Annotated in this window: 9 protein-coding genes; 1 reads left to right on the forward strand and 8 read right to left on the reverse strand. The window is 63.0% G+C overall.

Annotation, left to right across the window (positions count from 1 at the left end):
• Positions 1–179 precede the first annotated feature (179 nt).
• The 8 genes from ACFCU0_RS02755 to ACFCU0_RS02790 form a co-directional block, all read right to left on the reverse strand.
• The gene (locus ACFCU0_RS02755; protein ID WP_434972132.1) at positions 180–3275 is read right to left on the reverse strand and encodes a putative LPS assembly protein LptD; all 3096 of its coding nucleotides are present in this window, start codon (positions 3273–3275) and stop codon (positions 180–182) included.
• Between the two features lie 185 nt (positions 3276–3460).
• A complete protein-coding gene (locus tag ACFCU0_RS02760; protein WP_434972133.1) occupies positions 3461–4435 on the reverse strand; it encodes an ROK family protein in 975 nt (324 codons plus the stop codon).
• A 49-nt stretch (positions 4436–4484) separates the two neighbouring features.
• The gene (locus ACFCU0_RS02765) at positions 4485–4784 is read right to left on the reverse strand and encodes an FtsB family cell division protein (RefSeq protein WP_434972134.1); all 300 of its coding nucleotides are present in this window, start codon (positions 4782–4784) and stop codon (positions 4485–4487) included.
• Positions 4785–4849: 65 nt separating this feature from the next.
• Positions 4850–6139, reverse strand: a complete 1290-nt coding sequence (gene eno / locus ACFCU0_RS02770) for a phosphopyruvate hydratase (protein WP_434972135.1) — start codon at positions 6137–6139, stop codon at positions 4850–4852.
• A 316-nt stretch (positions 6140–6455) separates the two neighbouring features.
• Complete coding sequence (locus ACFCU0_RS02775; RefSeq protein WP_434972136.1) at positions 6456–7832, reverse strand: tetratricopeptide repeat protein; 1377 nt, start codon at positions 7830–7832, stop codon at positions 6456–6458.
• Positions 7833–7918: 86 nt separating this feature from the next.
• Positions 7919–9268 carry a hypothetical protein gene (locus tag ACFCU0_RS02780; RefSeq protein ID WP_434972137.1) on the reverse strand — a complete coding sequence of 450 codons (1350 nt, stop codon included), beginning with the start codon at positions 9266–9268 and terminating at the stop codon, positions 7919–7921.
• Between the two features lie 84 nt (positions 9269–9352).
• Positions 9353–10645, reverse strand: a complete 1293-nt coding sequence (locus tag ACFCU0_RS02785) for a hypothetical protein (RefSeq protein ID WP_434972138.1) — start codon at positions 10643–10645, stop codon at positions 9353–9355.
• A 368-nt stretch (positions 10646–11013) separates the two neighbouring features.
• A complete protein-coding gene (locus ACFCU0_RS02790; RefSeq protein ID WP_434972139.1) occupies positions 11014–11781 on the reverse strand; it encodes a glycogen/starch synthase in 768 nt (255 codons plus the stop codon).
• Positions 11782–12392: 611 nt separating this feature from the next.
• Between ACFCU0_RS02790 and ACFCU0_RS02795 the strand changes: the two genes are divergently transcribed.
• Positions 12393–12860: a thiol-disulfide oxidoreductase DCC family protein gene (locus ACFCU0_RS02795; RefSeq protein ID WP_434972140.1), complete on the forward strand. Its 468-nt coding sequence runs from the start codon at positions 12393–12395 to the stop codon at positions 12858–12860.
• The last annotated feature ends 1 nt before the right edge of the window (position 12861 follow it).

Below are 12861 nucleotides of genomic sequence, written 5' to 3' on the forward strand. Positions count from 1 at the left end.
GTCCGGTTGCCATGGATTAAGAAAGGCACCGTCCCGGGTCCGGGGCGGTGCGTTTTTTTTGTTTTCGATAGACCGTCGACAGGAAAGGAGAAGGAGGGCGGCGTGAGATGAGGTGCAGCGCCTCCACGGAGCCGCGCGGGACCGTCCGGCCCCCTTTGATCCCGGGCAAGGTGCCGTGGTTAGAAGCGTCCCGGCCCGCCGCCCGCGGCGCCTGCGGCCGACTGCCCGACGCGGGACCCGATGTCACGGAAGACGTTGCTATCGCCACCGCGGGGAATGTCGAGCCGGAGCAGGTTCGACAGCATGCCCTGGTTGACGGCCAGCCGGAAGCTGTAGTACTGCCGTCGGCCGATGGGCGACCAGCCGAGCGACAGGGACCAGCACCCCAGGTCGCGGCTGACGCTAAAGTTGGTCTGGCGCAATTTCGTCTCCACGAGGTCCAGGCTGCTGTCTACGGTGATTCGCCACTTCGGCGTTGCCGCAAATCCGCCACTGACGCGCATCGACGCTCGCCGGTCGTAATCGACGAACGGCTTGGAGAGGGAGTAGGTCAAATCCAGTTCCATATTCCAGTCCGTTTCGAACTGGGGATAACCCGTGTACGTCCGGTAGGCCGCGTACGGATCGCCGGACCGGCCGGTCGGCGTGCCGGCACGTGCTCCGGACTGGGGTCGGTTCCGGGCCATACTTCGGTTGGAGCCGCCCGACAGGCCGTCCGGCGTGAGCCGCATGCTCATGCTCAGCGTTAAGTCGGTGAAGCGAAGCGGCTTCCAGGGCGTACTGGCGGCCTCGTACTTGTCCACTACTTCGTACTGCGGCTCGGGAGACCCGGGGTTCGGGAGGCGAACGAACTCGTATGGACTCATGGTGAGTCTCGATTGAACGTTGACCAGGTCCGCGATCGTCGTCCGGGCATTGACCTGTACGTCAGCCAGATTCAGGCTATCGGCGGCGAAGTCGTAGGAGGTCGACACGTCCATGTCGAGAAACTTGACCCTGTTCTCGTCCCGTTCCCCCGTCGAGTCCACGCGCACGCGCTTCGTCTCGAACTCGTTGCCTGCACGGAATCCGAGCGACAACTGCTGATTCCCCTGGCCGACGACGCGTCCCGATCGGATGTTGTAGAGCTGCTCTCGGCCGTTGCGGTCAAGCACCGGTTCGCCATCCAGCCCCTCCAGGACGCGCGTTTGCCCCCAAAAGGGGTCGTTGAAGTTGGGTGTGTACGTCAGGCTCACGCTCGGACTGATGCGATGGAGAAGCCCCTCGAACGGTCCGGCTTTCACCGGAAAGATCCCGAACACCTCCGTACTCAGGTTTACACTCGTATTGAATCGGTGCTCGCTGTAAAAGCCCTGGACGTTGCGGGCGGCGTTAACCGTGTCAATCCGCGACTCGTCGACGTCGGGCGTTGACGGATCGTCATCCTCCACCTGTCGCTCGACCCGCTCCAGACGCTTCGTGTAGAGGTACCAGTTCGAGGTATAGCGGGCGTTGGGCGTGACATTCAGGTTGAATCGCGAGATCCGGTAGGATGCGCTGATCGGGATGCTGTGGGTCATCTCCGGGTCGAGGGGCGGCTCGTTGTTGCCGGTTGCCCGGCGATAGAGATCCGGGTTGAACAGGGCGTCATACCATTCTGCTTCTGCTGCGGTGGTATCCCCTTCCGCCAGCAGCTGCTCCTCCGATCGCGGCGTGAAGGAGTATCGGTTCTCGAACGAGAGGTCGTACTGCAGCGTCACCTTCTCGTACCACTGCGGGTCGTTTAGATTCTGCTCGTCCCGGAACGGTTTAAACTGCCCCTGGGTGAAATTTAACGAGGGCAGACCGACGGTTGCGGCGCCGGTCGAGAGCTGCTGATTCTGCTGGGCCGAAATCGAGAGGCTTCGATCGCCGCCGGGCCACTGCTTGCGATAGCGAACGGTCGAGTTGATCGTCTGGCGAACGGCATCGTTAACGTTGGTCGCGTTGTCCTGGAGGTAATCGCCCGAGGTGACGAGATTCACGTTCCCATTCAGGGAAGCGGTCGGGCTGAGGGTCTGCGAGTGCGACCAGCCGAGCCGGCCCTCCTGTCGACGCGTGGGGCTGGGGTCCTCCGGCTCCCCGATGCGCTCCCGCTGGTATTCGAGCCGAAGATTCCCGGAGTACCGATACCGTTTGGCGTATCGGAAGCGGGGCAGAATCTCAAAACTACCCTGAGACCAGATCCCGGCACGAAGCGTCAGGTCCACGTAGTCGTTCATGGCGAAATACCATCCCCAGTCGCGAAGGTAGAGTCCGCGCTCGTCCTGGCCGTACTGGGGTGGGAGGGGGCCGCTACGTCGTCCCTGCGTGTTGGGCAGAAAGCCGAACGGGAGCCATAGGGGCGTCGGCACCTCGAACAGATACATCTGGATGGGGCCGGTGTAGACCCATTCGCCGCGCACCTTCATTCGGTCCGACCGAAGGGAGTAGGACGGCGTTTCATCCGGTTCGCAGTCGCACGTCGTGTACGAACCGTCTTGCACGAACAGCGTGCTGTCCTCGTAGACCTTGACCGTCCGGCCGGTCACGAAACCACTGCGCTGCTGTGCCTGTGTCCGCGCGCTGACGACCCGTCCACGATTCGTGGCCAGGTTGAACGACAGTTCCGACCCGGTGAACGACTGTTCGTTGCCGCGTTGGAACGACGGGGGTTCCATGCGGAGACTGTCCGGGCGATCACGCTGCGGTTCCGGTCGGCCGATGACGTTGCCGATGCGCTGCCGCCGGACCGTCGCCGGCGGTGACGGAGGAGCCGCGGCCGTGTCCGGGCTGGCCTGTCGCCGACCGTAAGCTGTGACCTGATCCCGGTCAAAGTTCATCTCTACAACCCGGGCCTGCAGCGTCGCATCTTCGTACGTGATCTTGGAGTCCCCGTACAGTGTGCCGATGTCGCCGGTCTCCTCGTTGAAGGTGATGACGAGGGAGTCGCGGGAGGTAAGGGTGACCGGCTGGTTGACGCCGTCGCCCTGGCCGCTTCCGCCGGGACCACCTGTACCGGACGGCGGTGCGCCCGCCGGGCGGCCTGGACCACGACCGGACGTGTCAGCGCGGACCGCCTGACCGCCCGTTTCATCAGCCTGTTCGGTGCCTACCTGCGTCGTGTCGGCTCGTGTCGTGTCGACTCGTGTCGTGTCGGCCTGCGTGGTATCTGCCTGCACCGTATCGGCCGGAGCGCCGGTCTGAGCATGCGCCGCCGGTGCCGAGCACAGCCATACGGCGGCAGCAAGAACAGCAAGCAGTGAGCGGAGAACCATCAGGAACAGTGCGGATGCAGCGGAGAAAACCGGTTCGACGGAGATGGAGGGGGGACAGGTAGAACGCCCGTCGTGCATCATTTCGTATGCGGATCATCGCTTCACGCCACCGTGATCAACGGTTAGCAGCCGGAGCGAAACCGATCGGTCGGGCGGCGGGCGCGTGTGCGTCAGGCACCGGAGATTCAGTCACCGACGTGCGCGTCTTCCCCGGAAAAGATCATCTGTGCAGCGCCGAGCAGCCCCACTTCGTTCCCGCGATCCTCCTGTTCAATGCGGAGGCCGTCGCGGAGGGCGGTGGCGACGTAGCGCTGAAGGGACTCGCGTGCAGGCTCAAGGATGTAGTCCCCCGCGGCAGAGATGCCCCCGCCGACAACGATCACCCGGATGTCGAGGAGGTTGACGGCCGATCCGAGCGCGCACCCGAGTTTGTGACCGACCCAGGCGAAGATTTCCTGAGCGGCGTGATCGCCGTCCTCGGCTGCGTCGAAGAGCAGCTTCGGTGTGAGGTCGGCGAGATCTTCTCCCGCGAGGTCGTAGACGCGACTACCGGGGTGGTTGATGAGACGGTACCGCGCATGGCGGGTGAGGAAGTTCTGACCGGCGTAGGCTTCGATGGCACCTGCAACGCCGGAGTTTGCCACGGGACCCTCGTAGTCGATCGTCATGTGACCGATTTCTCCGGCGGCCCCGGTGCTTCCCCGGAACATGCGATTCTGGTAGATGATGGCTCCCCCGACGCCGGTACCGAGGGTAGCCATGACGAAAGAGTCGTGCGGTTGTCCGGCCCCGTGGTACGCCGATCCGAGGGCGGCAACGTTGGCGTCGTTCTCCACGATGACCGGCCGATCGCCCGCCACGTCGGAGAGGGCCTCCCGCAGGTTGACCCGCTCCCATCCGGGAAAATTCGGCGGTTGACTGACGGTGGTCCGTTCCCAGTTGATCGCACCGGGCGATCCGATGCCGATCCCCGCGACATCGCCGGGCGCGTCCTCGATGAGCGACCGCGCCGCATCGATCATTCGCCCCACAACCTGGTCGGGGCCTTCAGCGGCTTCGGTGGGATGCTGCGTGGACTGCACGACCCCCTCGTCTTCACTGACGAGGGCGGCTTTGAGGTTGGTTCCTCCGAGGTCGATGCCGACGGCGTAGGCGCTCATGCACGGGCGATGATGCGGGAGAAAGAGTATGCGTCGGGAATGCGAGTGCCTACTTGCGCTCGATGCGGTAGACGGTTTCACCCGGCCGAATCATGCCGTACTCTTCGCGGGCGATGCGCTCCACGGTTTCGTCCGAGAGCGGTTCTTCGAGTTGCTTTCGTAGGCGCTCGGTTTCCTGCATGAGCCTGGCGTTTTCCTGCGTCAGCCGCTCGTGTTCGGCATGCCATCGGTAGCGCTGCAGCAGGCTGTGGCTATCGAAAAACAGGATCCACAGCACGAGGAAGACGACGCCACCAACGATGAGCCAGCGGCGAAGGCTCGACAGCGATACGGGGAGGGAGCGTGCCATGGTGGTGCAGGGACTGCGGTAGAAGAGCCCGAAATCAGGGACGGGCCGGCGGCCGTGCCATAAAATCAGCGAGCCACGTGGAAGGCGTCAGTGCCGGGGTACCGCGCCGCAGCGCCCAGCTCTTCCTCGATGCGGAGAAGCTGGTTATACTTGGCCACGCGGTCGCTTCGGCTGGCGGAGCCGGTTTTAATCTGCCCTGTGCCTAGTGCTACGGCCAGGTCGGCAATCGTCGTGTCGGCGGTCTCTCCGGAGCGATGGCTGACCACGGCGGTGAAGTGGTGGTCATGCGCTCGTTCGATTGCTTCGATCGTCTCCGTCAGCGTGCCGATCTGGTTCGGCTTGATCAGAATGGAGTTCGCACATCCTTCGTCGATGCCGCGCTGCAGACGCGTCGTGTTGGTGACGAACAGGTCGTCCCCGACGAGTTGAACGCGGTCACCGACGGCCTCCGTGAGCTGGCGCCATCCGTCCCAGTCGTCCTCATCCATCGCGTCCTCGATGGACAGGATGGGGTAGCGGTCGACCCAGTCGGCCCAGTACTTCACCATGTCCTCGGCCGAGCGCGGGTTGTTCGGGTCGCTTTTCCAGAAAACGTACTGCCCGTCTTCGTACATCTCGGCCGTGGCCGGGTCCAGGGCGATGTAGATGTCTTCGCCTGCGGTGTATCCCGCCTCATCGATGGCTTCGAGAATGACTTCGACCGCCTCCTCGTTGGACCCGAGATTCGGAGCGAAGCCGCCCTCGTCGCCCACGGCGGTGCCGTAATTGCGCCCGTGGAGAACCGACTTGAGCGTGTGGAAGACTTCCGCCCCCATTCGGAGGGCCTCGGCGAACGTGGACCCGCCGACGGGAGCGATCATAAACTCTTGCATGTCCACGCTGTTGTCGGCGTGGCGTCCCCCGTTGATGATGTTCATGAGGGGGACGGGGAGGGTGCGTGCACCGGCGCCGCCGAGGTAACGGAAGAGCGGAAGGCCGACCGTTGCTGCGGCGGCTTTTGCGGCCGCCAGAGATACGCCCAGTGTGGCATTGGCGCCGAGGGCGGACTTGTTGTCTGTTCCGTCGATTTCGACCAGCTGTGCATCCAGGGCCATCTGGTTGAGCACCGAAATACCGGCGATTTCGGACGCGATCGTCGTGTTAACGTTGGCAACGGCGGTCAGAACGCCTTTCCCCATGTACCGGGCGTCGTCGCCATCCCGGAGTTCGACCGCTTCGTACGCCCCGGTAGAGGCCCCGCTCGGTACGGCGGCGCGACCGAGGACGCCTTCATCGGTCGTGACGTCTACTTCGACGGTCGGATTGCCGCGGCTGTCCAGAATTTGCCGTGCGGAGACGCGTTGGATCGAGGCCATGTGCGGAGCGGGGCTGACGGACGGAAGAGAATGGGTGAGTACAGCTCGTAAATACGGGATCGCCCTCTGAAAATACAAGGCGGCCGACCGCGGGTCACGCGCTGCGTCGGTGTTTTCGTCGAACGCTCGTTTTCTACCCGGCCTGGGGCCTGTTGCTGGGGATGTCGTTTAGCCTGCTGCTGCGTCCTGGGTCCGTTGGCCCGTGCGACGATACACCACGTCGATGAAACGCTGCATTCATCAAAAAAACCGGCAGACCCCGAAGGATCTGCCGGTTGGACCGGGACTTCTCCCGGTGAACCAAGGGTTCGATGCTCTATACCGGCTGCCGAACCGTGGTGGACTCGTTAATCCATGAGTAGCATCCGTAGTCGATCCGCACACTCTGGCCCACCTCCCACTCATCCACGTAGAAGATGTCCTCCTGCGTGGGCATGTAGCGGCGATACGTCTGGATGTTGTTATTGGCGGTCGAGGCCAGGTTCGAGTCAACCTGCCTGGCGCGCTCGTACATGTCGATCGCCAGCCAGTACACCGCCTTGTCCTTCCGCGTCATCTTGCTTCCGCCGCACTCTGAGACAGCAGCGACGTAGACATCGCCGATGGCCAGGTACGCGTTGCCGAAGTCCGATTTTGCGTTGATGGCCTCGCGGTAATAGCGACGGGCCTGGGCGAGGTCTCCCGTGCGACGCATCGCCGTTCCCATGTTGAAGTAGTCTTGGGCCGTGAGGTCGGCGCCCGCGTTCATCGCTTTCTCGTACGTTCCAAACGCGTCCGCGGGGCGTCCATCCTTCAACTGCATCTGCGCGATCGACCGGTACGTCTCGGCCGGCAGGTTGCCCGTTTGCAGGAGCTGCTCGGCAACCTTCGACGCTTCCTGAATGTAGCCTTCGTCCGTCAGGACGTCGAACAGCTTCTTCTGCGTTGCAGCGTCTCCCGGGTTCTGCTCAAGCTTCTTCTTCAGGAAGTCGATCTGGGCCTGCGGGTTCTTGCCGAAGATGTCTTCGCGGGCCGTGGAGAGGATTTTGGTGACATCTTCGTCGTCACCGCGTTTCGCCTGCACCTGATCCATGAAGGCAAGGGCTTCTTCCTGCTTGTTGGCCTCCGCGTAGCCCTGGATGACCTGGTTGATGAAGTATGGGTCGATGCGCTCCGGGGCGAGACTGAATGCCTTCTCGTAGTGATACGGTGCGGTTTTTAGCCCTTCAACGCCGTCCGGTACGATGTCGCCGTGAATTTGGAGGAAGCGACCCTTCTCGATCTCCCACTCGTATTTGTCGTAGGCGAGGCCGGCAGCTTCCATCTTCTCGGGCGCGGACCGCAGGATGGTCGCAGCCGTGTCGATGTAGGCACGCTGCTGGTTTTCGTCCTCCGCTCGCTCGGCCAGACCGGCATACAGTTCGACGGCCCGCTCGTAGTTGCGGTCGTCGTTCTTGGGAAAGCCGGGCGCATGATCCAGGATCCACCGAAGATCCGGACGCGCGTCGGCGAAGTTCTCGTTCTTCAGGTTCTCGTAGTAGAGGCTGTAGTGCATGGCTTTGTCCTGCTGACTCGGGCTGTTATCGCCCTGCGTCTGCGCCACAGCCGCGTTGGGTGTGAGCGCCGTCACGAGCAACGAGGCAAACAGCGCCGCGACAGCGGTTTGCAGGATCCTCACAGAAAACGAGGCCGGTTGAGTGGATTGGATGCTCATGTGTCTACTGTTATAAACAGTCGGCAACTGAATGTGTGTGCTTGGATGGACGCGCGAAGGTGAGCCTGGCGCACCCGCAAAGGGGACTATCGAAGTTTCGGCTTCTGGAACCAGCGCTCGCCAATGCTGATTGCGAGCGATCCGCCGTAAAATACGTCGCGGATGAGGTTGGACTGCGTTGCTCCTCGCGTTCCCACGTGAAACGTAAGGTCAACACGTGTGCCAGGCACTGCTGTGGGGAGGCTCAGTCCTCCTGTTGCTCCCATAACGTACACGTTCGTACCGGGATCCGATGTCGTATACTGTTGCTCCACATATGTACCGAGACGGTAACCGGTCCGGGCGAAGTAGCTTTGGAACCGGTCGTCCCCGGCAGGGATGAACTCCGAACCGGTGGACAGGCGCCAGCGGTCGTTCATCGTGCCTTCGCCGCCGATTGGGAAGCGCCCGAGGGAGGGGGCATCCGAGCCGAAGGTGGCGTCGAACGTGCTCCACGGCGCGTAGACGCCGTCTGCCACGAATTTCCAGCGTTCGCCCATATGATAGGCAACGCCGGCTTTGATCTCGTAGGGAATCGACAGGTCGCCCTTCGAGACGGCTACGGTGTCGGCGTCGAGGCTCTCATCGAGCGTCCGGACCCGATCGCCGCTCAGGTTGGCCGGCAGCGTCACGCTTGCGCCAATGCCCAGAATGTCGTTCTCCTGCAACACGTCGAAGAACGAAAATTGCGATCCCAGCGTGCTGGTGACGCCGCTGACGCGGGTCTGGACGGTGGACACGCTCGGGCTGAGCGTCGCCGCCGTAATATTGGGGAAGCGTGTCCGGATCGTGTTTTTCACGCTCCCGAAGATGACGTCCACGGTGGCGCCGACACGGACGTTGTTCGTGATTCGCCCGCCGAGCCCGCTCCGGAAGAGGTAGAGGCCGCCCCGTCCTTCGTATGCGGTTTCGTAGGACGCCTCGGTGACGTCTCCGACACCGATGTCGACGGTGCCCTGCCGAAAGACCTCGTAGTTGCTGGTGGAATACGGCTTCAGGGCGAGGCCGACGCCGAGGCGCGACGTGTAGATGGGGAAGCTAATCTGTAGCGCTTCGAGGGATCCCGCTCCGAGGACAGCCGACTCGCCGGAAGGAGACTGTGCGTTAACCACGTTGACGCGGATCGAGCCGGTTGCGCGGGTGAACACCTGGTCGGCCCAGAGCGCCGGATTCGCCGACGGGTTGTAGTTGGTCGTACGGAGCGCAAACGCACCCTGGCCGAGTGCCTCACTCTGCGGGGAGGAGAACGATTCCAGCATGCCGATGCCATAGCGGGAGTAGAAGCTGCCGTCGCCGGATGACTGCGCGGCGGCCGGTGCGGCCGTCAACGCCGCGAGCAGCACGGCGCAGACGAGCCGGGTCCAGCAGACAGAGTCGGAGGGAAGCGAAAGACGCATCGAGCGGTATCGGGAGTCGTGAGAAGACAGGTCGCGGTCGGCAGGCGGGGCAACCCGCCCGCGGCAGAGGGACGGAAGCGTGTGTTAGTTCTGCGGAACGACGGTCACCTGCAGGCGCGGTCGATTGTTTTCGTTGGTCGCGTCCGGTGTGGACAGTAGCAGGGGCGTGATCGTCGGCTCTCCTGCGTTGAGTTCCAGAACGTACTGGTCGAACAGAGGGGCTTCCTCCAGCAGTGTCCGTTCGACGATGCGGCGCATCGCGCTGTTCGGGGCGCCCAGGCCGGTACCGGTGAGGGACAGGTCGATCAGGCAGGAGGATTCGACGGTGGTCTGCAGGCCCAGGGAGCGGCACAGGCTGAGTTCGCCTGTGCTTGTTTCAGCGCGGAGGCTGTCGACGGCGCGCGCCCGGAGGAAGATGCCTTCCAGGGAGGGGCGGACGAAGTTCGCGGGTGTCGACTGCTCGAGCGCGGTGCTATCGATCGGAAGCACGAGTTCGGCTCGGTTGACCGGCACAAGCCCCAGTTCGTCGAAGGGGGGATCAGTGAAGTCGAAGTTGGTCACGAGATTTGTCCCCAGGCCGTCGAGCAGGAGTTCGGTGCCGTTGGGGGGAGCCGCCGCCGTGGTTCGCTCGATGTGCGTGAAGGACTTGGCGCCGTCGTACTCGAGCGTGTCCTGCACGTTGGCCGCGGGTTGAAAGGCGACCTGGAGGAAGCTGGACTCCCGGTCGAAGCCGGTGACCCGGTTGCCGGATTGCGTGGTCAAGACGAGGCCTTCGAAGAGGGCGTCGTAGCTGTCGCTGCCCGTACTGGTGGAGAAGAGGGTCGGTCCGTTGGCCGCGACCCAGCTGCTGGGAAGCGACACCGTCACCGTCGTGTCGGACGCGGCGACGTCGAAGGACGTGATGACGTCGCCGAACGTGATGCCGGACTCGTCAGCCGTCCAGTCTGACTGAATCTCCGTATCGGCTTCGCGAACGTCGATGGTTTGGACGCCGGAGGTGTCACCGTATCGGTACTCCGTCTGGAGGATGAGGTTGACACCGTCGATCGACTCGAAGTTGCCGACACCGTCAGGCTGGCGGAAATCGATGTGTCCGCGTGTTGCCACCGTGCCGACGAGCGGATCGTCGACCGTTCCGACGAGGATGCGATGACCGTTGGCCGGGATGCTGTCGGTACTGCTGGCGACGTGGCTGGTAACGTCTACCTCGGTAAAGGTATCGAACGTATCGGGGGAGGCTGTAACCGTCACCGGTTGGCCGCCCTCCAGCGAATCGGGCCCGATGCCAAGTCCCACGGTGGATGAGTCGTCACACGCGGAGAGGCTGAGAAGCAGTGCACCGCTGAAGAGGGCGGCGAGAAAACAACGATACGTCATGGGCAAGGCAGAATACACGGGTTCGTGCAAAGGACAATGGGGGCGGCCGCCTCTCATCCCGATCTGGGCAAGCCTTCCTGCATACAACGCGAGGTACGGACGGATTCGTATGTGCCGCGATCTGCTGTGCCGCAATCTGCGGCTATGCACGGGGGAAGGCGCATCCGCGCCCAGATCGTTCGGCAACGCGGTGAGGTGGGGCGGGGACCAGACGACCGTGCGCAGACACCCACCTCCGGGCGCAGGAGAAACAGGAACGGAGGGCCCAGACAGCCGAAAACCCCATCCGACGCGAGCGCCGATGGGGTTCGTCGGAACCACGCGTGTTAATGCGACCCGTTCGCGCGCGGTTTCACAGCGCTGAAAAGTTACGCAGGGACTTCACTCAGCATCTGCGTGTACAGATCGGCGAGCTGCTGGCCGCGATCTTCGTCCGTTTCGGTGAAGACGGAGGCTCCCTCCACGGCGCCCATGCTGGGCGGGTTGATGACGATGTCCGCAAAGCGCGTGGCCAGATCCGTGAGGGAGGCCGGCAGGTTGTCAACGTCAAGGCCGAGGGCGTCGGCGACGTCGTCGGTGACGGTGGCCTGTTCGTCAAGTTCGTCAGGCGTGAACACGACCTTCGTGTTCTCCAGCAGTTCCTGGTCGGCAAACTCTGTGGCGAGGAGGAGTGGCACGAGGCCGCTGATCCACCCGAATGCGTGAATGACCTCCGGCCCCCAGCGTAGCTTGCAGACGGTCTCGATCACGGCCCGGTTGAAGAAGGCAGCGCGGCGAGGATTGTCGTCGAACGCATCGCCGTCTTCGTCGCGATAGACGGCGTCGCGGCCGAAGTATTCTTCGTGGTCCATAAAGTAGACCTGCACCCGCGTATCGGGGATCGAAGCGACCTTCACCGTGACCTCGTCCTCCTCGTCCCCCATGGGAACGGGTGTACCTGACAGCCGGATCACTTCATGAAGGTTGTGCTTCCGCTCGCTGATTGTCCCGTAGCGAGGCATCATGAGCCGGGCGTCGTAATCGCCGACCTCCTGCAGGGCCTCCGGCAGGGAGCGCGTCAACCCGGAGATCTCGGTGATTTCGGTAAAGGGGGCAACCTCACCGGCGACAAACAGGATACGTGTGGAACGGGCCATACTGGCGTGGTTTGTTGTTGAGTAAACGTGCGCAGGGAAACGTCGGGGGCCGCGGCGAAGCGTGGGATGACGGGTAGAGCGGGCCGCGGAGGGGTCGTAGCGTCGGGAAGCGCTGACCGGTCGCATCGCAGCCCCGGGCCGAAGCAGGGAGCACGAGCGCGGTCGGATCGGATTCATCGACTTCGCCGTGACGGTGTACCGATCGACGGAAGACCGTGCGCGGAGAGAGACCGTGACACGCTGGATGCGGACGCACCGGAACCGGAACGAAGTATGAAAGAATGTAACGCTGACGGGCCTTAAATTCAATCTGTAGACGGCCTGCAGCGGCTCTATTGCGTCAATCTAAGACGAAAGCCGGCATGTAAAGCCTGGGTTCAGGTAGCTTTCAGGTTCGTTCTGGCTCCGCTCCATCGCGCGACCACAGGTTTCCGCAAGTTCGATAGGGTTCCGACACGTGCACACTCCCGACCGAGAGACAGGCACGTGACAGGACCGGGCGAGCCATCGCGGGGAAACTCGATCCAGCAACGGGAGGTTGGAGTTCCTCCGTCGGGCACGGCGTGCATGCCCAGACCCGTCCTCTACCTTCTTTCTTTCGATCACCGGTTATGGAGCTTGACGCTTCCACGCTCGAGATCAACGGCCATGCCTCCGACGGGCGCGTCGATCCTACCGTGCTAAAGAATCACGGTATCCTCCTCTTCGACGGCGTCTGCAACCTGTGCAATGGGTTCGTCAACTTCGTCATCGATAACGACAAAGCTGCCTATTTCCGGATGGCGGCGCTTCAATCGGACGAAGCCGCTCCGTACGTGGATGCGTTCGGGATCGATGCCGCCGCAATGGATAGTGTCGTTCTCATTGAAAACGGCCAGGTCTACCGGAAGTCGACCGCTGCTCTACGGGTTGCACTTCACCTGCCGGCGCCGTGGCCGCTCGCGATGGCGTTCCTGGCCGTTCCCCGCCCACTTCGCGACTACATCTATGACGTCGTTGCCACCAATCGATACCGGTGGTTCGGCCAACGCGACGCCTGCCGGATGCCTTCCCCGGACGTAGACAGGCATTTTCTGTAGG

It is taken from the genome of Longibacter sp., from assembly GCF_051155795.1.
GTDB lineage: Bacteria > Bacteroidota > Rhodothermia > Rhodothermales > Salinibacteraceae > Longibacter.

Coding starts and splice junctions, on each gene's coding strand:
- ACFCU0_RS02755 (WP_434972132.1), bottom strand. CDS start 3,275: ATGGTTCTCCGCTCACTGCTTGCTGTTCTTGCTGCCGCCGTATGGCTG.
- ACFCU0_RS02760 (WP_434972133.1), bottom strand. CDS start 4,435: ATGAGCGCCTACGCCGTCGGCATCGACCTCGGAGGAACCAACCTCAAA.
- ACFCU0_RS02765 (WP_434972134.1), bottom strand. CDS start 4,784: ATGGCACGCTCCCTCCCCGTATCGCTGTCGAGCCTTCGCCGCTGGCTC.
- eno (WP_434972135.1), bottom strand. CDS start 6,139: ATGGCCTCGATCCAACGCGTCTCCGCACGGCAAATTCTGGACAGCCGC.
- ACFCU0_RS02775 (WP_434972136.1), bottom strand. CDS start 7,832: ATGAGCATCCAATCCACTCAACCGGCCTCGTTTTCTGTGAGGATCCTG.
- ACFCU0_RS02780 (WP_434972137.1), bottom strand. CDS start 9,268: ATGCGTCTTTCGCTTCCCTCCGACTCTGTCTGCTGGACCCGGCTCGTC.
- ACFCU0_RS02785 (WP_434972138.1), bottom strand. CDS start 10,645: ATGACGTATCGTTGTTTTCTCGCCGCCCTCTTCAGCGGTGCACTGCTT.
- ACFCU0_RS02790 (WP_434972139.1), bottom strand. CDS start 11,781: ATGGCCCGTTCCACACGTATCCTGTTTGTCGCCGGTGAGGTTGCCCCC.
- ACFCU0_RS02795 (WP_434972140.1), top strand. CDS start 12,393: ATGGAGCTTGACGCTTCCACGCTCGAGATCAACGGCCATGCCTCCGAC.